This is a genomic window from Maribacter sp. IgM3_T14_3, assembly GCF_049603095.1.
Lineage (GTDB): Bacteria > Bacteroidota > Bacteroidia > Flavobacteriales > Flavobacteriaceae > Maribacter.
Window position 1 is genome coordinate 3,120,563 of sequence record NZ_CP187138.1, and the last position, 23,188, is coordinate 3,143,750.

The following is a 23,188-nucleotide window of genomic DNA, read 5'->3' on the forward strand; positions in this document are numbered from 1 at the left end:
ATAGTCTCTTATTTTTTGGTAGCGTATACAATATAATACCTTGGAGTGAATAATCGTAGAAAAGGCCTAAATCCTATTTTTTTGACAGGATGTGCCCATTTCTGAGAATCTTGAATTTCCCAGCCGGCTTTCTCCAACAACCAATCGAACTGCCAATCTTCAAATTCATGGTAATGTCTATCCCATTTATCGGTTTTACTTCTGTAAGCAGGGGAAAACCATAATTTTAGCGGGATACTGGCAACTAATTTAGTAGCCTTGGTGTTAGATAATAAGTTTAGCGGAGCTAAAAGATGTTCAAAAATTTCGAATGCAGTAATTACTTCAGCGTTAGTATTACTTACTGTGCTATAATTGATATCTAAATCTTCACCTTCAGTATTCGCTACAGAATAACCGTCTGCTTTCATTATTTTGGCGAATGGATTATCGACACCTAAATCTAAAATAGATTCGTCGGTGGTAATATGTTTGCGTAAAAAATGAAGTGTATGCTTATATCGTTTGTTCGGAAAGCTGTTTTCGTACATGTTTAGATTCTGTATACCATTGCATTGACGTTCATTCCGGCGCCAACACTAGCAAAGATAACAACATCTCCCTTTTTAATTTCCTGATTTTCTAATTTACCGTTTTTTACAAGGTCGTATAAAGTGGGTATGGTCGCAACAGAGCTATTGCCTAACTTTGAAATACTCATTGGCATAACACCTTCAGGCATTTCTTTACCGTAAATTTTGTAGAAGCGTTTTACGATTGCCTCATCCATTTTTTCATTGGCTTGGTGAATAAATATTTTTTTCACCTCGTCAATGCTAATACCACTATTGTCTAGACATGATGCCATCGCCGCAGGTACATTGGTTACCGCAAATTCATATATTTTTCTACCATGCATTTTAATGTAGAATTTCTTTTTGTCATCGTCCTTATCATAGGTTTCTCCGAAAAACAGAAAATTAGCTTCATCGTTTGCGTAAGTAGCAGATTCGTGTGCTATTATTTCGCCACCATCATCAGATTTTTCCACTACCGCAGCACCTGCGCCATCAGAATATATCATAGAATCACGGTCGAAATCATCTACTATTCTTGATAGGGTTTCAGCACCAATGACCAAGCATTTTTTTGCAATACCACTCTTAATAAAAGCATTGGCTTGTATCATACCTTCGAGCCAACCTGGGCAGCCAAAGATTAAATCGTAAGCAACACATTTCGGATTTTTTATCTGTAATTGGTGTTTTACTCTAGTAGCTAAACTGGGTAGGGTATCGCCTTGAATATACCCCTCTTTTAAGTCTCCAAAATTATGAGCTACAATTATATAATCTAAAGTTTCTTTATCTATCTGTGCATTTTCAATTGCCTTTTCTGCAGCAAAAAAAGCCAAGTTAGATGTGGTGTATTTTTGAGGAGCATATCGTCTTTCTTCTATACCGGTTATGGCTTTAAACTTCTCAATAATGACTTCATTATTGTGTTTAAAAGTAGTACCGTCTAGATTTAAAAAATTATGATTATTGAAATCTTCATTGGAAACTTTTAATTCAGGTATATAGCTTCCTGTTCCCGTAATTGATATGCTCATTTTAAATAATTGAATTGTAACCGAAATTTAAGCAAATTGTTAAAATATAATATGCATGCATAGTAAAATTTACGATGCTCAATGAAGATTGTTGAAAGTAAGCTTAATTAAAAAAGCCTCTTCGATTTCTCGAAAAGGCTTACCAGTATAGGTTTAGAGCGTTTATTCAGCTTCCATATACGCCTCGATTGGAGCGCACGTGCAAATTAAATTACGGTCTCCATAAGCATCGTCAACTCTACGTACCGATGGCCAAAATTTGTTTTCGGCAATGTATGGTAATGGAAAAGTTGCTTTTTGTCTTGAATATGGGAACTGCCAATCATCTGTTGTAGCCATTTCTAAAGTATGCGGAGCATTTTTAAGTACGTTATTCGGCTCATCGGCATTAGATTCATCTATCTCTGCACGAATAGATACCATAGCTTCACAGAATCTATTTAATTCTGCTAAATTTTCACTTTCAGTAGGTTCTATCATCACCGTTCCTGCAACAGGAAAAGATACCGTTGGTGCGTGAAAACCATAGTCCATCAGTCGTTTGGCAATATCGGTCACCTCAATACCATTTTGTTTAAATGGTCTACAGTCTAAGATCATTTCGTGGGCTGCTCTACCTTTTTCACCTGTATATAAAACATCGAACTTACCTTCAAGTTTATGCTTAATATAATTGGCGTTCAGTATGGCAATTTTCGTAGAATGTGTTAAGCCATATTCACCTAACATTTTAATATATCCGTACGAGATAAGGCATACCAACGAGCTTCCCCATGGTGCTGCTGAAATAGCGGTTATGGCATCTTTGCCGCCGGTTTTTATTACTGGATTGCTAGGTAGAAATGGTACAAGTTGTGGTGCAACACAAATCGGTCCCACACCCGGTCCGCCACCTCCATGTGGTATAGCGAATGTTTTATGTAAGTTTAGGTGACAAACGTCTGCACCAATAGTAGCTGGGTTCGTTAAGCCAACTTGTGCGTTCATGTTTGCACCATCCATGTAAACTTGACCACCGTGATCATGAATTAATTTTGTAATCTGCTTTATCGATGATTCGAATACGCCATGTGTAGATGGGTATGTGATCATCAATGCAGCTAAGTTTTCTGAATGTAATATTGCTTTCTCTTCAAGATCAGCAACATCGATATTTCCTTTCTCATCTGTTTTGGTAACTACAACTTTCATACCTGCCATTACAGCTGATGCTGGGTTGGTACCGTGTGCAGATGAAGGAATTAAGCATATGTTTCTATGAGATTCACCTCTAGATTCATGGTATGCTCTAATAACCATTAACCCTGCATATTCACCTTGCGCTCCAGAATTTGGTTGTAACGAAGTATCTGCAAAACCTGTAATGATTGAAAGGTCTTTTGCCAATTCGCGTAAAATAATTTGATAGCCTTCTGCTTGTTCAACTGGTACAAATGGATGAATATTTCCCCAGTTCGATGAGCTTAATGGCAACATTTCACTTGCGGCATTTAATTTCATAGTACAGCTACCTAAAGAAATCATGCTGTGGTTTAAAGCTAAATCTTTACGCTCCAACTTTTTAATATAACGCATTAACTCTGTCTCTGAATGGTAAGAGTTAAATACCTTATTTTCCATGAAAGCACTAGTACGCTTATTATTTTCAGGTATTGAAGTTGAGTTCAATAAACTGCTAACCTCAGATGCAGTTTTGCCAAGTGCTTCGGCGAAAATTGAAATAATCTGATTTAAGTCTTCTAATGATGTAGCTTCGTTAATAGCTATTGAAATAGTTTCATTATCTACATAGTAGAAATTAACTTCATTCGCTTCTGCAATTGGGCGTACTTTACCTGAATCTGCTTTTACCGTTATAGTATCGAAATAGGCAGTATTTAGTTGGTATAACCCTAAATTTTCAAGAGCATCTGCCAAAGTGACGGCCGTGGCATGAATTTTAGTTGCGATATAGGTAAGACCTTTTGGACCGTGGTATACGCCATACATACCTGCCATTACAGCCAATAAAACTTGAGCTGTACAAATGTTAGAGGTTGCCTTGTCTCTTTTAATATGTTGTTCTCTGGTCTGCAATGCCATACGTAATGCAGGTTTGCCATCGGTGTCTCTTGTAAGACCGATTATTCTACCAGGTATACTTCTTTTATATTCATCTTTATTGGCAAAGAAAGCCGCATGCGGACCACCATAACCCAACGGAATACCAAAACGTTGGGTAGTACCAACAACTACATCTACACCGAAATCGCCCGGTGGAGTCAATAAAACCAAACTCATGATATCAGCGGCTACCGCAACTTTAATATCATTTTCTTTTGCTTTAGCGACAAAATTAGAGTAGTCGTATACTTGTCCATATTTGCCCGGGTATTGTAATAAAATACCGTAAAAATCAGTACTAAAGTCAAACTCTTCATGATTGCCAATTACCAACTCTATACCTAATGGAATAGAACGGGTTTTTAAAAGGGATAATGTTTGTGGTAATATTTCTTCTGACACAAAGAATTTTACAACATCGTTCTTTTTTTGATCTCGACTTCTTACATCAAAAAGCATCGTCATTGCCTCGGCTGCTGCTGTACTTTCGTCAAGTAGCGAAGCATTGGCCAATTCCATACCTGTTAAATCAGCAACTATGGTTTGGAAATTTAATAGCGCTTCTAGTCTGCCTTGTGCTATTTCTGCTTGATACGGAGTATAGGCGGTATACCACCCCGGATTTTCAAGAATATTTCTTTTAATTACCGAAGGGGTCAAACTTTCATGATAACCTAAACCAATATAGGTTCTAAAAACTTTATTCTTTTTAGATAAAGCCTCGGTGTGTGCAAGAAATTTATGCTCACTCATAGGCGCATCTAATTTCAAAGGCTGCTTTAGGCGAATATGATCCGGTATGGTCTCACTAATTAGTTGTTCCAAATTTTCAACACCGACAGTGTTGAACATGGTATTTAAATCTTCTTCCCTAATGCCGATATGGCGCAGAGCAAACACGTCAGTCTTCATAGATACTAATTGTTATATAATGTGTAAAATTACCACTTTTATGTGTTTAAATTAGGGTTGTAACTTGCTCAACTGTTTAAAGTTTTTAACCAAAACAAAAGGTTATAAACACTTTAGCTACTTTTGTTTAATGAGCTTAATCAACAAGATATTTGATTTTTACCTCGATGCCAGTATTCACGTTGCCTTGGCTATCTTTAGTTTGGTACATGTAACTGCACTTACCTTAAACATAAGTGTGCCTCTTGAGCTTTATTTTTTTATTTTTTTCGGGTCGATAAGCTGTTATAATTTTGTAAAATTCGGAGTTGAGGCCGAGAAATATATTCTTGTAGCCAATTCCTATCAAAAAAATATACAATTTTTTAGTTTTGGATGTCTTCTTGTTGCAGGTTATCAGTTGTTTTTTCTGTCTGAAAGAGTATTTGTCGGATTATTGATTTTAGCAGCTATAACCGGATTGTATGCGTTACCTGTTTTGCCGAAGAATAAGAATTTTAGAAGCTTTAGCGGATTGAAAATATTAATTGTTGCCGCAGTTTGGGCAGGTACAACGGTAATTTTACCGGCAATATCTCAATTAGATACTATCTCTTGGAATGTGAAGGTAGAAACTTTTCAACGTTTTCTTTTTGTACTGATACTATTGGTGCCTTTCGAAATACGAGATCTGAAATATGATAATGCCGCATTGAAAACATTACCACAACGAGTAGGGGTAAAAGGAGCGAAAATGATTGGGTACGGGTGGACAATTCTATTTTACTTAATCACCTTTCTGAAAACAGATTTGGATCGTACTCATATTTTAGTTAAAACAATTCTGTTTTTAGTTTTATTACTACTGATTTATAAGACGGAATTAAACCAAAAGAAATATTTTTCATCTTTTTGGGTAGAGGCAATTCCTTTGCTTTGGTGGTTGCTTTTTATAGTAAGTAAAAAGTATATTATTTTGCTTTAGAAAAAGTTTCTTTCATTTTTTTCTTTTCCTCATCAGACAAAACAGCAAGTCTTGCTTGATTGCAAAGTGATGTTAACTTCGTATTGTCTTTGCTGTGCTTTGCACAGGTTTTACAGATAAGTAAGTGAAACTTTAATTTCATTTTTTCCCAACCCGAAGCTTCTTTGTATTGCGCTTTGTCGCATATATTCGCCGCTTTTTCACATGAAATCATCATAACTAAAACCAATTTTGATTTAAACAACCCATTAAGCCTGTTCTGGCTCTATGTATCATTACCCAGAGGTTAGACGCATTTATTCCTAATGCATTACAAATATCTTCAGTTTCCATGCCTTCAATAGTTTTCATGGTAAAAACCTGAGCTTGCTTTTTAGGTAATTTTGATATGCAGTTTTGAATCGCAAGGCCTAATTCTTCATTTTCAAGAGCGTCATTTTCAAAATTGCTATTCGGATCGGCAATACGCTCTTCTAACCAATCACCTTCAGCGTCTGTTTGCGAACTGTAACTCATGCGAACCTCTGCCTTGCCTTTTTTTGAATTTATTTTTCGGTAGTGATCAATAACTTTGCGTTTTAATATCGCTATTAACCAAGTGCGTTCTGCCGCATCGCCTTTGAAATTTTTTGCAGATTTTAATCCCGCTATAAAAGTATCTTGAACAAGATCTTTCGCGATTTCTACATCACTTACTCTTGTTACGGCGTAATTGAAGAGGTAGTCTGCATAGAGATCCACCCATTTATCAGGATTTAGGCTGTTTGTTTCCATTTTATAATCTGGTCTTCAAAAGTAATTTAATTTTGTGTATTATGATTACTTTTGAATGTAAACACTTATGTCATGAAGAATATACTTTTTTTTGTTTTGATACTTAGCTCACATTTTGTTTTGGCGCAAATAGAATCGCAACCAATTGTTGAATTTGAAGGCTTCGATGAAACAAAAGAAATATTACTTGATGTAAGAACACCAGAAGAATTTGCTGCAGGCTGTATTAATGGTGCTTTAAATATGAATTGGCTGTCAAACGAGTTCAACCAACAAGTCGCAACACTAGATAAAGCCAAAAAGATTTATGTCTATTGTAAAAAAGGAGGTAGAAGCCTAAAGTCTCAAGCAAGATTGCTCGAACTCGGATTTAAAAATGTAGTGGATTTAGAAGGTGGGTATGATGCATATTCGACTAAAAAATAATTTAGAATAGCATTTTGTTCCCACTATTAATTATTATTCATTACCAATTCTGCTAGAATTTTTGTCAATTGAGGTTCTCGTATAGGTTTAATAATATAATCTGAAACCTCTTTTATATTTTTGGTCTTTTCAAAATCTACTAGATCCACTGAAGATGATAAGATGTAAATGGTTATTTTCTTAACAACTTCGGGTATTATTTTAGTGTATTCATCCATAAATCTATACCCGTCCATTACCGGCATATTTACATCAAGAAAAATGACATCTGGTAATTTGTCAAGATTGTCTAAATTTTCATTAAAAAAAGTCATTGCTTCGGCACCATCTGTAAATGGCATTATATTACCGACAGATTTATGTGCCTCTAATGTGTGAAGTATCGTGTATTGAAACACTTCATCATCATCTATTATGCAAACATTAATACTTTTGTCCATCTATTTATTAATTTAAGGTGATGAAAAATGTGGTACCTACATTAACTTCACTTTTCGCCGAAATTGAGCCGTTCATTGCAACTATTTGTGCTTTGGTTAAAAATAAACCAACCCCTTTTGCATCGGGGTGTTTATGAAATACTTTATTAAGTCCGAATAATTTATCTCCGTAATTTTCCATATCGATACCTAATCCGTTATCCTTAAACTCTAAAGTAGTTTTTCCATTTACCACATCAGAAATTATTAAAATTTCGGGTGCTCTATCGAGTGCTTTATATTTTAAAGAATTACTAATTAGATTTAGAAATATACTTTCCAAATATATGGGGTTATACATTACGTTTTTCATTTTAGAAAAATCAAATTTTATAATGGCACCTGTATTCATTATTTCGGCAGCTAGAATCTCTTTTGTTTTGTTTAAGGTTTGTTCGAAATAGAGGTTTACTTTAATCTCGCCAGCGTTGTGTTTAATAGTTATGGTTTCGATCAAAGTATTTAGTGTCTCTGTTAAATGATTTATTACAATTTCAAATTTTGTAAAAATTTCTACTTTTTTACTTTCGCTCTCTGAATTTTTAAATAAACCAAGCAAAGCATTTAAATTACTAACAGGAGACCTTAAATTATGAGATGTAATATGATTAAATTCTGCTAATTGTTTATTTTTAGAAGTCAAAATGATTGTTGATTCTTCTAAATTTTTATTTGCTTTTATTATTTTTTGCTGAGCTTCGACCTGTTCAGTAATATCTTGACTTGATCCAATAAGCTCAACAACATCACCGGCTTCATTGAGTAATACGGCGCCAATAATTTCTATAGTTCTTATGCTACCGTTGTCTTTGATTATTCTATGTTGAAATTTATCAAAGTTTTTCGTGTCAAGAATTTTTTCACTTTCAGAAATGACCTTGTCTCTGTCATCGGGGTGTACCCTATCTAAATAAGTTTTAAAATCGGAGGGAGTATCCTCGTCGAAATCTAAAATTTTCAATAAGTTTGAGGACATTTCCATTTTGTCGTTCACAATATCCCATTTCCAATGACCAAGACTGGATAGTTGCTCGGCAAAATTTAAAAGTTGGTTTTTTTCTATTAAATCTTGTTCTCTTCTAATGCGATCTGTAACGTCTTGTGCGGTACCTATCATTTCTAATATATTTCCTTGTCGGTCTATTATGACTTCTGATAAAAGCTCTATAGAACGAATGTTTCCATTTGTTAAAACAATTCGGAATGACAGTATAGATTTGTTGGTTTTAGTTTTAACTATGGCTTCTATTTCTTTTTTTATTCTATGAGAATCATCTGGATGTAATCTTGATAAAAATAAATCCATATCTACAGGTAAGCCTTGTTCTATGTCATAAATCTTGTACAGATTGTCTGACCAATTAGATACGCCTGTGTTGGGGTTCCATTGCCAAGACCCCATTAGTGCCATTTCTTCGGTAAAAGATAGTAATTGATTTTTTTCTTTAATTAGTTGTTCTGCTTTTACCCGGCTGGTAATGTCTTGACTTGTGCCTTTAAATACGATAATATTACCTTCTTGATCGGTAATAGCTTCACCTATAACCTCTACTGTTTTTATGATTCCGTCATCGAATGGTATACGGAATTGTATTTTGTCAAACTTCTTATCAATAAAAAATTGATTTTTTAATTCTTGTACGGCATTAATATCTTCTGGGTGAATACGAGAAAGTATGGTTTCTATATGTAATGAACAGCCAATTTCAAATCCATAAATTCTGTAATGGTTATCTGACCATTTAATTTCTTCAGTTTGTGGGTTCCACTGCCAAGAACCAATATTCGCTATTTTTTCGGCAAAATTGAATTGATCATTCTTTTGTAATAATTCTAATTCTTTTCTTTTTACCTCAGTTATATCTTGGCAAGTGCCAGACATTTTTAAAACTTCACCTTGGTTATTTCGAACTATTTGGCCTACAGTTTTAATAGTTTTTACACTACCATCGTTTAATTGAATTTTATAGGTTGATTCAGGGAATTTACCAGTTAACATGGCGTTTTCTAGACTAGAAACTACTCTTTCTCTATCTTCATTATGTATATAGCTAATGTAAGTTTCAAAAGTTAAGTCGGCATTTTTGTCATGACCGTATATAGCGTGTAAATTATCTGACCAATACACTTTGTTTGTAGGTGTGTCCCATTGCCAGTACCCGATCATGGCCATTTTTTCGGCAAAGTTTAGCTGTTGATTTTTTTTGATAAGGTCAAACTCTCTCGATTCATTTTCTGTAATATCGAGGCATGTTCCCAGTAATTCTTGCGAACCATCATTTGCGTTTATCGTTACCTTACCGATAATTTGAATAATTCTTACAGAGTTATCGCGATGAATTATTCTATGGGTAAAATCATAGAATTTGTGGTCAATAATAGATTGGTCTATTTTTTCTTTTACAAATGCTTTGTCATCTGAGTGAATTTTATTGAAATAAGTACTAAAAGATAGTTTGTCGGTTTTTGGTTGGTCGAACATTTGAAAAAGGTTTTCTGACCAAAAAATATCATTCGTTCCGGGTTTATATCTCCAGTGCCCGATAGTTGTAAGATGCTCGGTAAAATTAAGCAGTTGGTTTTTTTCTATTAATTCTTTTTCGATTTTTATTCTGTAAGATATATCGCGTGCCGTACCTATTAGTTCTCTCTCATTACTAATTTTATTTGACACCTGATCTGCAGTTATCTCTAGTGTTCTAATATTGCCTTTTCTTGTAATAAGTCGGTGTGTGAAGGTTTGCTTTATGCCATTTTTTTGTACACATTTCAAAGCCTCATCAACATGTAATTTGTCTTCTGGGTGTATTCGAGCGTAAAGAATTTCGAAACTCATTGGTTCACCATATTCGAAATCTGTAATCTTGTAAAGATTGTCTGACCATTTAAACGCTCCTGTTTTCGGATTCAATTGCCACGTGCCTGCTTCGTTACTGTTTTCGGTTAATTCTAATTGTTGATTTTTTTGAATAAGCTGTTGGTCTCTCTTTTTGCTTTCTGTAGTATCTTGGCAGGTGCCCATTATTGTTATGACCTCGCCATGCACATCGGTTATAACCTCTCCAATAGATTTCATGTTTTTGATCGTGCCATCTTTTAAAACAATGCGATAATTTGAATCAGGAAAATGCTTTCTTTTTAAGGCTAGGTCAAATTTTGTAGCTATTTTTTCTTTATCCTCTTCATGAACATATTCTAAAAATGTATCGAATGACAAAGGACTTTCTTTATTGCGTTTTAGAATATGGTAAAAATTATCTGACCAGGTCAGCGTGTCTAAATTTATATCCCATTTCCAAGAGCCGGAATTTGCTAGTTTTTCTGCAAATTCTAATTGCTTTTTTAATATGTAAGTATCTGTTTTTTTGTTATTAGTGTTGGTGATATCGGTTATGAAACCATGTAAGCTTGTGCATTTATCATCACTTTTAATAGCGTGTGTTGCTACGTGTAGAAAACGAGAATTTCCTTTTCTGGTCAACACTTCATATTCAACTTCAAATGAAACTCCGTTTAATAAAGCCTGTGTGTGTGCTTTTAAAAGATTTTCTTTAAGAGTACCTTCTTTGCAATTTCCGTAGATATTATCTGTATCGGGTATATAGGTTTTTTGTACTTGATGAATTTCTTTCAGTACATCGTTCCAATATAGCTTATTACAATCTACTTCAAATTTGAATATACCCATATGATTATTGCTGTTGATGGAGGCATCAACTTGGTCTATTTGAAGAAGAGTGTTCTCTTTACTCATTTCATTCAAGAGTTTACTAATTAAAATGTGAAAACAAAACGGGGGAGGTTTTGAATATAAAACGATATTGTGGCTAATTAGCTACAATATAATTAATAAATATTTGATTAGTAGAAGGTTCGTAAGTTAATTGAATTCTAAAGTCAGTTGAACCAATGACGATACCTTTAAAATTTATTGAATCTAAACACTAATAATCAAGCTGACTTTAGGCATGGTCATATGAGGATTATTTTAATTAGTGAACCGTTTTTTGAATCTAAATGCCTGATGATTATGGTGTGACAGATAAGAACGATTTCTAACTAAAATTAAAGCTGTCAATAATATCTATTCTTTTTCTATTAGAATAGGATTGATTTTCTTTTTAAAGTATTTATCTCCTAATAATTGAACTATGAAAATAAGCACAAAAATTACTCGTGCAGTTATTGGTAATAATGGTGCTAGTATGGCTGCTAAACTCCAAATAACAACTGCATTTAATGCCCTAAATTTTAACCATTTACCTATGGTTGGTGTCATGTCTTTATAACCTATCCCTTTCTTTATAATTTCTCTTACCAGTAAATAATTCAGTAAACCTAAAACTATTAGGTTGCAGCAATAAAATACAAAAGGCGCGGTACCAAAAAAGTCGATTACATAAATAGCAGTTGAAAAGGGAAGAAAAACAACACTTAACAGTAGAGCTATATTCAACCATATAATTTTTTCGGTAATTTCTTTGACATACCTAAAAATACGTAGGTGACTTACCCAATATATGGCAATAACCATAAAGCTAACAAAGAAGCCAATAAAATTAGGAATACGATCAGATAAAATAACTAGGAAGTCTTTTTTATAAATCGTTTCTACACTGGGTACATCTATTTCAAGAACTAATAGGGTCATTGCTATAGAGAAAACAGCATCGCAGAATGACGATACTCTCTTTTTGTCGTAAATAAATTTATGCATATAAAATATTGAGCAATCAATTTAAATAAAACTTATTTAAAATGATTGCTCAACGAGGTTATATTTATTTAGAGTTTCTAAATCAACCCTGCTCTTTCTAGCAATGCCTCAACCTTTGGTTCTGCTCCTCTAAATCTTTTGTAAAGTGTCATTGGGTTTTCGGTACCACCTTGCGACAATACATTGTCCTTAAATTTAGTAGCAACTTCTTTATTGAAAATACCTTCTTCTTTAAAGTAAGCAAATGCATCAGCATCTAGTACTTCAGCCCATTTGTAACTGTAGTAGCCAGATGAATATCCTCCTTGAAAAATATGAGAGAACGCAGTGCTCATACACGTATCCGGTGTTTCTGGGTAAAGGCTTGTATCTTTAAAAGCTTCATCTTCATGTGCTTTTACATTGGTAATGCCTGTAGGGTCAACACCGTGCCAAGACATATCTAACAATCCGAAGCTTAATTGACGTAATGTCTGCATCCCTTCTTGAAAAGTGGCAGATTCTTTTATTTTTTCAACCAGCTCCATAGGTATGGTTTCTCCAGTTGCATAATGTTTTGCAAATAATTCTAATGCTTCTTTTTCGTAACACCAGTTTTCTAAAACCTGACTCGGTAATTCTACGAAATCCCAAAAAACAGATGTTCCAGATAGGCTAGGGTAGGTGGTGTTTGCCAGCATGCCATGTAAACCATGACCAAATTCATGAAACAACGTAGTAACCTCGTTAAAAGTTAGTAATGATGGTTTGCTTTTCGTTGACGGTGTAAAGTTGCACACGTTCGATATATGGGGACGCACATTTTCGCCATTTCCCTTCCATTGCGATTTGTAAGATGTCATCCATGCGCCACCTCGTTTACCTGCTCTTGGGTGAAAATCGGCATAAAAAAGTGATACGAAATTTTTATCGGCATCGTAAACCTTATACGTTTTAACCTCGTCATGGTATTTTTCAATGTCATGTACTTCTTCGAACTGCAAATCGAATAAGTTTTCTGCTACTTTGAAAACACCGTTTATAACATTTTCTAATTTGAAATAGGGCTTCAGCTTCTCGTCATCTAAATTGAATAACTCTTGCTTCAGTTTTTCAGAGTAGTAACTGCTGTCCCATTTTTCTAAACGGTCGATATTATCTAGTTTTTTTGCAAAATCTTCTAATTGCTTAAACTCACGCTCTGCAGCAGGTTTGGCTTTCGAAAGCAATTCGTTTAAAAATGAATGTACTTTTTCTGGAGTCTCTGCCATGCGCTCTTCAAGAACAAAATTAGCGTGTGTTTTGTAGCCTAATAAATTGGCTCTTTCAAAACGTAATTTTGCAATTTCAAGAACATTTTTTTGATTGTCTAATTCGTCATTATGAAATGCTCTACTACCGAACGCCATTGAAAGTTCTTTTCTTAACTCTCTGTTTTTGGCATATTTCATAAACGGAATATAGCTTGGGTAATCTAACGTGATCATCCAACCATCTTCTTTACCTTTTGAAATTGCCAACTGTGCTGCAGCTTCCTTTTCACCTTCTGGTAATCCGTCTAAATCAGCTTCATCCGTTAGGTGCAATTGATATTTATTGGTTTCAGCAAGTACATTCTCGCCGAACGTCAATTTCAACTTGGCAAGCTTGGCATCTATAACTCTTAAGCGAGTTTTCTTCTCTTCGGATAAATTAGCACCGTTTCTACTAAAGCTCTTGTATTTTTTATCTAGTAATGTTTTTTGTTCCACCGTAAGGTCTAAAGAATCCTTTTGGTCATAAATAGCTTTTACTCTTTTGAATAATGCTTCGTTTAATGTAATATCATTTCCGAATTCTGATAATAACGGAGAAACCTCTTGCGCTATTTTCTGAATCTCCTCATTTGTTTCGGCGGAATTCAGGTTGAAAAATACACTTGATATTCTGTCCAATTGCTGACCAGAAAATTCTAATGCTTCTAATGTATTTTCAAATGTCGGAGCATCTGTATTTTCTGTAATGGCATCTATTTCTGCTCTTGCATCTTCTATAGATTGTAAAAATGCAGGCTTAAAATGCTTATTTTTTATTTGTGAAAACGGAGCGGTATCGAAAGGGGATAATAATGGATTCATATTTCAAGTTCAAGTTCAAGGGGTCAAATTTAAGACCACACAAATAAATTAAAATTCGTTGTATTAACTTTTTATTGTTTACCGTTCACAGCCTTTGCGCCATCGATAACTTTTTGTTTTAAACCTTCTTTGTAAAGAATAATTTTATCTAAAACACATTTATCCGAACTACCAATAATCTGTGCAGCTAAAATTCCCGCGTTTTTTGCGCCATTTAGCGCAACAGTAGCAACCGGTACACCACCGGGCATTTGAAGAATAGAAAGAATAGAATCCCAGCCATCGATAGAATTGCTGCTTTTTACAGGAACTCCGATTACAGGTAACGGAGACATAGAAGCAACCATACCAGGCAAATGTGCGGCACCACCAGCACCTGCGATAATAACAGAATAGCCGTTAGTGTGTGCATTTTTACTAAAATCGAATAATTTTTCTGGTGTTCTATGGGCAGATACAATATCTACATCGACCTCTATATCAAATCCTCTTAAAATATCTATGGCATCTTGCATTACGGGCATGTCACTTGTACTACCCATTACTACGGCTACTTTACTCATGTTTTTTATTTTGAAATCACTTGAATTGTTTCCTTTACTTTTTCGGCAATTGCTCTTGCTTTTGCTAAATCATTGTTTACTATGGTAACATGACCCATTTTACGAAACGGTCTTGTTTGTGCTTTTCCGTAAATATGCGGAGTAACACTTTCCATGGCTAAAATCTCTTCAATATTTTTATAAACTACATCACCTGTATGGCCTTCTGCACCTACTAAATTTACCATTACACCTGCTACTTTGCTATCGGTGTTTCCTAAAGGTAAACCTAGAATACTGCGAATGTGTTGTTCAAATTGATTGGTGTAGCTGGCTTCAATACTGTAGTGCCCACTGTTATGTGGTCTTGGTGCTACTTCGTTTACCAATATTTTATCATCTACTGTCTGAAACATTTCGACAGCCAACAAACCTGTGAGTCCGATTTTCTCAGCAACTTTCAATGCCAATGAGCGTGCTTTTTCAGCTACTTTTTCATCAATACGAGCAGGGCAAATAACATACTCTACTTGATTTGCTTCTGGGTGAAATTCCATCTCTACCACTGGGTATGTTTTAATTTCACCTTCAGCATTTCTAGAAACAATAACCGCTAGTTCATTTTTAAACGGAATCATAGTTTCGGTAATACATTCTCCTGCAGGTAATCCTTTCAAATCGGCTAAACTACGAACAACTTTAACTCCTTGTCCGTCATACCCAAATCGAGCTACTTTCCACACAAATGGAAATTGTAATCCTCCGTTTTCAATACTATCTTCAATTTCACTCAAGTAGGCAAAGCGCTGAAAATCTGCAGTAGGTATTTCGTTATCTACATAAAACAATTTCTGTTTTGCCTTATTTTGAATAATGCGTAATGCTTTTGGTTGCGGGTATACTTTTACACCTTCATCCTCTAATTTTTCTAAAGCATCAAGATTTACATTTTCTATCTCTATGGTTAGTACATCTACGTCTTTACCAAAATTGTATACCGTATCAAAATCTAATAGACTGCCTTGTACAAATTCATTACACGACATTCTACTTGGTGCTTCAGAAGAAGCATCTAATACTTTAGTGTAAATATCCCATTTTCGGGTTTCGTACAACATCATTTTACCGAGTTGACCACCACCTAAAATGCCTAATTTAAAACCTGAAGAAAAATAATCCATATAATTGTTGCTTTTGGCAGTTGAGAAAACGCCTTAAGTACAACAAAAATACGGTTAAATCTTAGAAACCAATTCCTTTCTAATCAAAAACACAAGGCAATACCTTATCTTTGCAAACCTTGATAATTTATGAAAATTGATACAAATTCACGACAAGTTTTTTAAACCTTATCTAAGCGAATCTGAAATTTTACAGGCCGTAAAAACGGTTGCCGATAAAATTGCCGAAGATTACAAAGATGAGACACCCATTTTTGTTGGTGTGTTGAACGGGTCATTCATGTTCATTTCAGATTTAATGAAAGCCTATGAGCACCCTTGCGAAGTTTCTTTTGTAAGACTTAGCTCTTACCAAGGCTTAACATCTACGGGCATTGTAGAGACATTGTTAGATGTGCCAGAAAATATTGAAGGGCGTAGTGTTATTATTTTAGAAGATATTATTGATACAGGGCGTACCTTGCAGAAATTGGTGCATTTATTTTCTAAAACCAAGGTGAAAGAATTTAAAATAGCCAGTCTTTTTTATAAGCCAGATGTATATAAAGGCGAATACGCAATTGACTATTTTGGCTTGGCAATACCCGATAATTTTATTGTTGGTTATGGTCTAGATTATAAAGAACAAGGAAGAAATTTAAAAGAAGTATACCAACTAAACCAGAAACATATGATTAATCTTGTACTCTTTGGTAAGCCAGGAGCCGGCAAGGGCACGCAAGCAGAATTCCTAAAAGAAAAATATAATTTGAAGCATATTTCTACCGGAGATGTTTTTAGATTCAATATCAAAAACGGAACGGATTTAGGAACTTTAGCCAAGTCATATATTGATAAAGGTGATTTGGTGCCAGATGAGGTGACCATTAAAATGTTACAAGAAGAGGTGGAGAAAAACCCTGATGCAGACGGATTCATTTTTGACGGTTTCCCAAGAACTGCAGCACAAGCCGAAGCTCTTGATAATTTTTTGGAGTCTAAAGACATGAAAATCAATGCTACCATTGCATTAGAAGCCAACGATGAAGTGTTATTGGAGCGTCTATTAGAACGTGGTAAAGTTAGTGGTCGTAGTGATGATCAAGATGTTGCCAAAATTAGAAACCGTTTTGAAGAGTATAATGTAAAAACTACCCCTGTTAAGGAGTTTTACGAATCTCAAGATAAGTTCTATAGTGTGGACGGAATCGGGACTTTAGCTGAAATTACCGAGCGTTTAACAAAGGTGATAGAAGATTTAGAGTAAAGAATTTCTAAACCGATAATAGAACATACCTATGCCAGACGAAGTAATAAGACCTAAAGATGGTTTAAAAAGTTGCATGCTTACGGTAGGGGTTGCTATTTTGACATTTATAATCATAGCCATAGTATATCTAATTTATGTTTTTTACATAGATGACTCTTTAGATTTTGGCTTATAGAAGAACCACTAGCAATATTCATATATTCGTAAATAATGTGCTAGCTGTACACTCCAAATAATGGGTGTATCGAATAATTAAAAGTATACCATGACAGAAGGCAATTTTGTAGATTATGTAAAGGTGGGTTTGACTTCTGGTAAAGGAGGCAAGGGATCTGTGCATTTGCACCGAGAAAAATTTATTACCAAAGGCGGACCTGATGGTGGTGATGGTGGTCGTGGCGGACATATAATTGTTCGTGGTAACGAAAATCTTTGGACCTTGATCAACTTTAAATACACCAAACATTTTAAAGCCGGTCATGGTGAGCACGGTAGTAAAAGCCGAAGTACAGGGGCAGATGGAGAAGATGTTTATTTAGATGTCCCGTTAGGTACCGTTGTTAAAGATTTTGAAACCAAAGATGTGCTTTTTGAAATTACAGAACATGGCGAAGAGAAAATTCTACTGAAAGGCGGTATGGGTGGTCGTGGTAACTGGCATTTTAGAACAGCAACAAACCAAACACCAAGATATGCACAACCTGGTATGGACGGTCTTGAAGGTGAGTTTCTTTTAGAGCTTAAAGTATTAGCAGACGTTGGTTTGGTAGGTTTTCCTAATGCAGGTAAGTCGACTTTGTTATCGGTGATAACTTCTGCAAAACCTAAAATTGCAGATTACGAGTTTACAACCTTAAAACCTAACTTAGGTATTGTAGAATACCGCGATTTCAAGAGTTTCGTAATGGCAGATATACCTGGTATTATAGAAGGTGCTGCTGAAGGTAAAGGTTTAGGTCATTACTTTTTAAGACATATTGAGCGTAACGCCAATTTGTTGTTCTTGATTCCTGCAGATAGTAAAGACATCAGCAAAGAGTATGAGATTCTACTTGATGAGTTAAGAAGGTATAATCCAGAATTGTTAGATAAGGAACGCCTTATCTGTATCTCAAAAAGCGATATGCTAGATGATGAATTAATGGATGAAATGAGAGAAGAACTTAATAAAGATTTAAATGGTACTCCGTTTATGTTTATATCATCTGTAGCACAAATGGGTATCGTAGAATTGAAAGATAAGCTTTGGGCAATGCTTAACGCTTAATCGAATACCTTCATAAAATAGTATCTTACTCTTTTATTTTCTTTAATTTTAAGGAAAGTCAATATCATGAGAATCTTTTTTTTTAGTGTTGTACTACTAGTTTTAACTTCTTGCGGATCTGCGAGGGTTAATTATGATTACGATAATCAGACCGATTTTACGGCATATGCTACCTATAACTATTTTGGTGATATGGAAACTGGTCTAAGTGAATTGGACGAGAAAAGATTAATGGATGCCTTAGATGCTACCTTGGGCGAAAAAGGATACCAATTTGCTGAAGAGCCAGATATTTTTATCAATATAAAAAGCGCCGTATTTAAATCGCAACCAGCAAATAATGTTGGTGTCGGACTCGGTGGTGGAAATGGTGGTATCGGCGGTGGAGTATCTATCGGTATACCTGTTGGCAGACCAAAAATGACCAGAGAACTACAAATCGATTTTGTTGATTCTAATAAAGATATGCTGATTTGGCAAGCCGTTAGCGAAAGTCCGTTTCGTGAGGGTGATACACCTCAAGAAAAATCAGAAAAACTACAGGTGGTTGTCGATAAGATATTCAGCAAGTATCCACCAGAATAACCCTATTTTACCTTAATAACATAAGTAGCAATCAGTTGGTCTTCGACTGAAATATGAACGTCGTACAGCCCTTTCTTTTCAAAATTTTGTACTAAGCTAATATTACCTTCTTTCTTTATAATATTCGGATTCCCATTTTTTTGACTCCCACCTTTGTTCAGCAATAGCTGTATATTTCCAGTAAATTCTTTTGGTACTTTTAGTGTAAAGGTTACCGATGCTCCTTTTTGAATATTATTATGCATTGCAACTGGGGCAATAGGAATTATCGGTGCTAAAAAAGCTTCTTTGTAAATGACTGGTCCCGCAATAAAAGCATCTAGATTTTCCTTTTTTATAGGTTGACTTCCTTCTTTTTGTATTGGAAAATGATTTTTTGCAAATAATTTTGGATCAGCTAAAAAATAGCCATCGAAATAGTCTTGCTGAAAAAACGGAGTGCCATTAACAACTATAGTTTCTCCGGCAGACCAAGTAGCATCGCACAGATACCACTTATCATTTATCTGAACCCTATTCCAAGAATGGTTGGGTTCGCTATCCTCTTTTAAAAGTAAGGTAGGTGTACGTCCGTAGCCATCGATAATTTCACATGTAAACCCTGCAAGATTTGCCATTTCTTTAACTAAGTATGCATAACCGGTACAGGCGGTTTTTCGATCTTCTAATAAACTTTTAAACACTTTAGGTGTAATGCTTGTATTCCAATCTAAGTAGGCTTGCCTGTCTTTGGCAAGCCTTTTTCTCTTGTTACTTATTTTTAAATAAGAAGAATAATCATTGGCAATGTTTGAGCTTATCCACGTGTATATTGCCCTAAATTTTTCTACATCGGTCTCTAATGCTACTGTCAAATTATGGGTAAGAAAGGGTAAGTTTTTTAAGCTGGCATCTTTATAGTAATGAGCTACGCTATCTGCCTTTTTAAAATCTATATGATTAAAATCTGCGCGCTGGGCAAAACTTAATAACGAAAATGAGAGGAAAAAAGTTAATATGAAAATTCTCATTATTTAAAAATATCTCCAATCTTTTGAAAAATATTTCTTTTGCTTTGGTAGGTTCCGCCAATCACTATATCACCCATCATTACCATATCGTATTCATCAAATGTAATATTGATATCGATGTTGGCTCTACCATTTGCAACGACTTTGTAGGTTTTAGTTTCGTAACCTATAAAACTAAGTACTAGAATGTCATTCTCTTCTAGTTGTTGAGGAAATTCAAATTTACCGTCAAAATCTGTCTGTGTACCTACTGTAGTTCCTATCAATACTACATTGACGCCAGGTAATGGCTCATTGTTTTCATCAACTATAGTACCTGTTACGGTGTGTTTTTCTTGTATAGTTTCAACATACGAAATATCACCCATAATATCTGTAGATACAACTTCAATAGGTGGCGCTATACTTGCTGTTTCTTGACCTTTAACTTCAGTAGCGCATAGGGCTAGAAGAGAAAAACTCATCATTGCAATTCCTTTATGTAACATAGAATTATTCATAGTCTGTAAAGAGTTGGTTTCATATGTTTTTAGTTGCGATGCCTTGAACATTCCGCAGGCTTTCTTATTGCCTTGACTCAAATAATTTATAAGTTCATTATCAGAAAAATTGGTAAAATCAATTACCTCTTTTTCACAACTTTGGCAAAAACCTCCTTTTTCGGTTTTACTAAAATTAGTGAATTTTTCTTTGCATGGTTCTTTTATGTCAATTGTTAATGTGCTTTTCATAATATGGTTATTTTATTAGTACACCTCTAATGTAAAATGGAATGGGGTCTTTTAAAATCTATAATGAGTAAAGCGATACTTTCAATGAGTTAACATGGTATTCTTAAGTTTTTTAACCAGTTTTTAGTGAGTAAACAACTCAATTTCAAATGTTAATGTTCTAAATTGATGGTGAAATAAATGATCTGAAAATAAAATCCTGTTATTTTTGTAACAAAACTCAAAACGAACGTCATATAGTCTGACACGTTAAAAACTAACTCACACAAAATGAAAAAGATTTATTTTCTAGCTGCCGGACTGGTAGCCTTAGCTTCTTGTAAAGAGGAAGCGAAACCTACTGCTGAAGTAGAAACAATACCTGGTATCGTTCTAGCGAATATGGATACTACTCAAAACCCAAAGTCAGATTTTTATAACTATGTGAACGGAAACTGGATGAAGTTTACCGAAATTCCTGATGATAGAACTAGCTGGGGTGGTTTCAGTGTACTTCGTAAATCTACTGACGACGATGTTTTAAAAATATTAGCTACTGCAAAAGAAAGTGGTAACTACGCTGCAGATACCGATCAAGCGAAAGCTTTGGCGATTTTTGATACTAAGTTAGATTCTGCTGCTAGAAATAAAGCGGGTATTACTCCTTTAACGTCAGCCTTTGAAGCAATTGCTTCTGTAAAGAATTTAAGTGATTTACAAACGGTATTGGCAACTAATGCAGCTGTATCCTCTCCATTCTTAAACATTGGTGCAGGTGCAGATTTAAATAACAGTAGCATGAATGCTGTGTATTTAGGTGCTAACGGACTAGGATTGCCTGATCGTGATTTCTACTTAGATGAAGATGAGAAATCTGTTGAAATACGTGAAGAGTACAAAAAACACGTATCTAAAATGTTACAGAAATTAGGTGATTCTGAAGCTGATGCAACGAAAGCTGCAGATAAAATTTTGGCTTTAGAAACGCAATTGGCTGAGCCACGTTTAAATAAAGTGGAGCGTAGAGATGCTAGAAACTACAATAACCCTAGAACTATTGCTGAGGTAGATAAAATGATGTCTACTATAGACATGAAAAAACTTATCGCTGATTTAGGGATCACTAAAAAGTTTGATACACTTTTGGTTACTCAATTAAGATATACTGAAGCTTTAGACAAGTTTTTGAAAACGACACCGATTGAAGATATCAAAACTTTGGTAAGATGGGATACCTTTAATAGTGCTGCCGGAAAATTAACTACTGAAATTGAAACTGCAGATTGGGAATTTTATAGCAAATACCTTAGAGGTGCAAAAGAACAACGTGCTGCAGACGAGCGTGCATTGGCAACGGTAAACGGTACTGTTGGTGAGGCTTTAGGTCAATTGTATGTAGATGCTAAGTTTCCACCAGAAGCTAAGGCTAAAGCTGAATTAATGATTGCGAATGTAATCGATGCTTTTAAAGAACGTATTTCTGTTTTAGATTGGATGAGCGATTCTACAAAAACAAAAGCAATTGAAAAGTTAGATAAATTTACTGTGAAGATTGCTTACCCAGATAAATGGGAAGATTATTCTACTATGGAAGTTTCTGCAGACAAGTCGTACTTCGAGAATATGACTGCTGTTAACAAATGGGGAGAGTTAAAGAACTATTCAGAAATTGGAGAACCTGTTGATAAAACAGAATGGGGAATGTCTCCACAGACCGTAAATGCTTATTTCAATCCGTTGAACAACGAGATTGTTTTTCCTGCTGCAATCTTACAACCACCTTTCTATAACTATACTGCTGATGAGGCTGTAAATTATGGAGGAATTGGTGCTGTTATCGGTCATGAGATTTCTCATGCTTTTGATGATAGCGGTTCTCGTTTCGATGCTGATGGAAATCTTAAAAACTGGTGGACAGATGCTGATTTAGCAGCTTTTACTGAAAGAGCTGATGCTTTAGCGGTACAGTATGATAGCGTAATGGTTTTACCAGAAGTTTATGTAAACGGTAAATTCACTTTAGGTGAGAATATAGGTGACTTAGGTGGATTGCTAGGTGCTTATGACGGACTTCAGAAATACTACGCTGAAAACGGTCGTCCTGAAGATATCGATGGTTTTACTGCTGAGCAACGTTTCTTTATGTCTTGGGCTACAGTTTGGAGAACGAAGAGTAGAGATGAGGCTTTAAGAACTCAGATCAAAACTGATCCACACTCTCCTGGTATGGTAAGAGCAACACAACCTTTATTAAATATTCAAGAGTTTTACGATGCTTTTGATATTAAAGAAGGCGATGCTATGTATTTAGCTCCTGAAAAGAGAGTTAGTATTTGGTAAATTATTTTTTAGTAAAAGATAAAAGGGTGCTACATTGTAGCGCCCTTTTTTTGTGTTTTAGCTCGTCTTTGCGAGGAGTTTTTTCACGACGTGGCAATCTGTCTGTTAGGAGTGATGGGTGAGTTTTTAGTCAGCCAATAAGCAGATTACTTCACTTTGTTCGTAATGACATTCAGTATTTTCTAACTCGTCTTTGCGAGGAGCTTTTTGCGACGAAGCAATCTGTCTGTTATTAGTAACAT

The 23,188-nt window shown here is 35.0% G+C and carries 20 protein-coding genes; 7 read left to right on the top strand and 13 right to left on the bottom strand.

From position 1 onward, the window contains the following. Window positions 1-8: 8 nt before the first annotated feature. From ACPF9A_RS13885 to gcvP, 3 genes are all read right to left on the bottom strand, one after another. Complete coding sequence (locus ACPF9A_RS13885; RefSeq protein WP_423997859.1) at window positions 9-530, bottom strand: methyltransferase; 522 nt, start codon at window positions 528-530, stop codon at window positions 9-11. 2 nt (window positions 531-532) lie between these two features. After that, window positions 533-1,591, bottom strand: a complete 1,059-nt coding sequence (locus ACPF9A_RS13890; protein WP_423997861.1) for a 3-oxoacyl-ACP synthase III family protein — start codon at window positions 1,589-1,591, stop codon at window positions 533-535. Between the two features lie 162 nt (window positions 1,592-1,753). Beyond that, complete coding sequence (gene gcvP, locus ACPF9A_RS13895) at window positions 1,754-4,606, bottom strand: aminomethyl-transferring glycine dehydrogenase (protein ID WP_423997863.1); 2,853 nt, start codon at window positions 4,604-4,606, stop codon at window positions 1,754-1,756. A gap of 130 nt (window positions 4,607-4,736) precedes the next feature. On the opposite strand from gcvP, the gene ACPF9A_RS13900 reads away from it, so the two are divergent. Continuing rightward, window positions 4,737-5,570 (top strand): hypothetical protein, encoded by an 834-nt coding sequence (locus ACPF9A_RS13900; RefSeq protein WP_423997865.1) that lies wholly within the window; start codon window positions 4,737-4,739, stop codon window positions 5,568-5,570. Here ACPF9A_RS13900 and ACPF9A_RS13905 read toward each other — a convergent pair. Continuing rightward, window positions 5,557-5,787: a hypothetical protein gene (locus tag ACPF9A_RS13905; protein WP_423997867.1), complete on the bottom strand. Its 231-nt coding sequence runs from the start codon at window positions 5,785-5,787 to the stop codon at window positions 5,557-5,559. The genes ACPF9A_RS13900 and ACPF9A_RS13905 overlap by 14 nt on opposite strands. A 2-nt stretch (window positions 5,788-5,789) precedes the next feature. Beyond that, complete coding sequence (locus ACPF9A_RS13910; RefSeq protein ID WP_423997869.1) at window positions 5,790-6,344, bottom strand: sigma-70 family RNA polymerase sigma factor; 555 nt, start codon at window positions 6,342-6,344, stop codon at window positions 5,790-5,792. A gap of 72 nt (window positions 6,345-6,416) precedes the next feature. Between ACPF9A_RS13910 and ACPF9A_RS13915 the strand changes: the two genes are divergently transcribed. After that, complete coding sequence (locus tag ACPF9A_RS13915; RefSeq protein ID WP_423997871.1) at window positions 6,417-6,770, top strand: rhodanese-like domain-containing protein; 354 nt, start codon at window positions 6,417-6,419, stop codon at window positions 6,768-6,770. A 26-nt stretch (window positions 6,771-6,796) separates the two neighbouring features. Here the strand turns inward: ACPF9A_RS13915 and ACPF9A_RS13920 are convergent, their stop codons facing one another. The 6 genes from ACPF9A_RS13920 to ACPF9A_RS13945 form a co-directional block, all read right to left on the bottom strand. Then, entirely contained in the window at window positions 6,797-7,210 is a 414-nt protein-coding gene (locus tag ACPF9A_RS13920; protein WP_423997873.1) for a response regulator, read from the bottom strand. Between the two features lie 7 nt (window positions 7,211-7,217). Then, a complete protein-coding gene (locus ACPF9A_RS13925) occupies window positions 7,218-11,003 on the bottom strand; it encodes a PAS domain-containing protein (RefSeq protein ID WP_423997875.1) in 3,786 nt (1,261 codons plus the stop codon). 330 nt (window positions 11,004-11,333) lie between these two features. Next, on the bottom strand, window positions 11,334-11,966 hold the full coding sequence (locus ACPF9A_RS13930; protein WP_423997877.1) for a TMEM175 family protein: 633 nt from the start codon (window positions 11,964-11,966) through the stop codon (window positions 11,334-11,336). 77 nt (window positions 11,967-12,043) lie between these two features. Continuing rightward, window positions 12,044-14,062 (bottom strand): M3 family metallopeptidase, encoded by a 2,019-nt coding sequence (locus ACPF9A_RS13935; RefSeq protein WP_423997879.1) that lies wholly within the window; start codon window positions 14,060-14,062, stop codon window positions 12,044-12,046. A gap of 71 nt (window positions 14,063-14,133) precedes the next feature. Then, window positions 14,134-14,625, bottom strand: coding sequence for a 5-(carboxyamino)imidazole ribonucleotide mutase (purE, locus tag ACPF9A_RS13940; protein WP_423997881.1), 492 nt, complete (start codon window positions 14,623-14,625; stop codon window positions 14,134-14,136). Window positions 14,626-14,630: 5 nt separating this feature from the next. Beyond that, entirely contained in the window at window positions 14,631-15,785 is a 1,155-nt protein-coding gene (locus ACPF9A_RS13945; RefSeq protein WP_423997883.1) for a 5-(carboxyamino)imidazole ribonucleotide synthase, read from the bottom strand. 136 nt (window positions 15,786-15,921) lie between these two features. On the opposite strand from ACPF9A_RS13945, the gene ACPF9A_RS13950 reads away from it, so the two are divergent. From ACPF9A_RS13950 to ACPF9A_RS13965, 4 genes are all read left to right on the top strand, one after another. Continuing rightward, window positions 15,922-17,031, top strand: coding sequence for an adenylate kinase (locus ACPF9A_RS13950; protein WP_423997885.1), 1,110 nt, complete (start codon window positions 15,922-15,924; stop codon window positions 17,029-17,031). A 31-nt stretch (window positions 17,032-17,062) separates the two neighbouring features. Beyond that, window positions 17,063-17,209, top strand: coding sequence for a hypothetical protein (locus ACPF9A_RS13955; protein ID WP_423997887.1), 147 nt, complete (start codon window positions 17,063-17,065; stop codon window positions 17,207-17,209). 90 nt (window positions 17,210-17,299) lie between these two features. Beyond that, complete coding sequence (obgE, locus tag ACPF9A_RS13960; protein WP_133686411.1) at window positions 17,300-18,301, top strand: GTPase ObgE; 1,002 nt, start codon at window positions 17,300-17,302, stop codon at window positions 18,299-18,301. Between the two features lie 66 nt (window positions 18,302-18,367). Beyond that, window positions 18,368-18,886, top strand: coding sequence for a DUF4136 domain-containing protein (locus ACPF9A_RS13965; protein ID WP_423997889.1), 519 nt, complete (start codon window positions 18,368-18,370; stop codon window positions 18,884-18,886). A gap of 2 nt (window positions 18,887-18,888) precedes the next feature. Here ACPF9A_RS13965 and ACPF9A_RS13970 read toward each other — a convergent pair whose 3' ends face one another. After that, entirely contained in the window at window positions 18,889-19,896 is a 1,008-nt protein-coding gene (locus ACPF9A_RS13970; RefSeq protein WP_423997891.1) for a transglutaminase domain-containing protein, read from the bottom strand. Continuing rightward, window positions 19,896-20,627, bottom strand: a complete 732-nt coding sequence (locus tag ACPF9A_RS13975) for a carboxypeptidase-like regulatory domain-containing protein (protein ID WP_423997893.1) — start codon at window positions 20,625-20,627, stop codon at window positions 19,896-19,898. Before ACPF9A_RS13975 ends, ACPF9A_RS13970 begins: the two co-directional genes overlap by 1 nt. A 270-nt stretch (window positions 20,628-20,897) precedes the next feature. On the opposite strand from ACPF9A_RS13975, the gene ACPF9A_RS13980 reads away from it, so the two are divergent. Beyond that, window positions 20,898-22,946, top strand: a complete 2,049-nt coding sequence (locus tag ACPF9A_RS13980; RefSeq protein WP_423997895.1) for a M13 family metallopeptidase — start codon at window positions 20,898-20,900, stop codon at window positions 22,944-22,946. The last annotated feature ends 242 nt before the right edge of the window (window positions 22,947-23,188 follow it).

Bases quoted from the DNA above. Each gene is read 5' to 3' on its own strand.
- ACPF9A_RS13885 (WP_423997859.1), bottom strand. From the start codon at position 530: ATGTACGAAAACAGCTTTCCGAACAAACGATATAAGCATACACTTCAT.
- ACPF9A_RS13890 (WP_423997861.1), bottom strand. From the start codon at position 1,591: ATGAGCATATCAATTACGGGAACAGGAAGCTATATACCTGAATTAAAA.
- gcvP (WP_423997863.1), bottom strand. From the start codon at position 4,606: ATGAAGACTGACGTGTTTGCTCTGCGCCATATCGGCATTAGGGAAGAA.
- ACPF9A_RS13900 (WP_423997865.1), top strand. From the start codon at position 4,737: ATGAGCTTAATCAACAAGATATTTGATTTTTACCTCGATGCCAGTATT.
- ACPF9A_RS13905 (WP_423997867.1), bottom strand. From the start codon at position 5,787: ATGATGATTTCATGTGAAAAAGCGGCGAATATATGCGACAAAGCGCAA.
- ACPF9A_RS13910 (WP_423997869.1), bottom strand. From the start codon at position 6,344: ATGGAAACAAACAGCCTAAATCCTGATAAATGGGTGGATCTCTATGCA.
- ACPF9A_RS13915 (WP_423997871.1), top strand. From the start codon at position 6,417: ATGAAGAATATACTTTTTTTTGTTTTGATACTTAGCTCACATTTTGTT.
- ACPF9A_RS13920 (WP_423997873.1), bottom strand. From the start codon at position 7,210: ATGGACAAAAGTATTAATGTTTGCATAATAGATGATGATGAAGTGTTT.
- ACPF9A_RS13925 (WP_423997875.1), bottom strand. From the start codon at position 11,003: ATGAGTAAAGAGAACACTCTTCTTCAAATAGACCAAGTTGATGCCTCC.
- ACPF9A_RS13930 (WP_423997877.1), bottom strand. From the start codon at position 11,966: ATGCATAAATTTATTTACGACAAAAAGAGAGTATCGTCATTCTGCGAT.
- ACPF9A_RS13935 (WP_423997879.1), bottom strand. From the start codon at position 14,062: ATGAATCCATTATTATCCCCTTTCGATACCGCTCCGTTTTCACAAATA.
- purE (WP_423997881.1), bottom strand. From the start codon at position 14,625: ATGAGTAAAGTAGCCGTAGTAATGGGTAGTACAAGTGACATGCCCGTA.
- ACPF9A_RS13945 (WP_423997883.1), bottom strand. From the start codon at position 15,785: ATGGATTATTTTTCTTCAGGTTTTAAATTAGGCATTTTAGGTGGTGGT.
- ACPF9A_RS13955 (WP_423997887.1), top strand. From the start codon at position 17,063: ATGCCAGACGAAGTAATAAGACCTAAAGATGGTTTAAAAAGTTGCATG.
- obgE (WP_133686411.1), top strand. From the start codon at position 17,300: ATGACAGAAGGCAATTTTGTAGATTATGTAAAGGTGGGTTTGACTTCT.
- ACPF9A_RS13965 (WP_423997889.1), top strand. From the start codon at position 18,368: ATGAGAATCTTTTTTTTTAGTGTTGTACTACTAGTTTTAACTTCTTGC.
- ACPF9A_RS13970 (WP_423997891.1), bottom strand. From the start codon at position 19,896: ATGAGAATTTTCATATTAACTTTTTTCCTCTCATTTTCGTTATTAAGT.
- ACPF9A_RS13975 (WP_423997893.1), bottom strand. From the start codon at position 20,627: ATGAAAAGCACATTAACAATTGACATAAAAGAACCATGCAAAGAAAAA.
- ACPF9A_RS13980 (WP_423997895.1), top strand. From the start codon at position 20,898: ATGAAAAAGATTTATTTTCTAGCTGCCGGACTGGTAGCCTTAGCTTCT.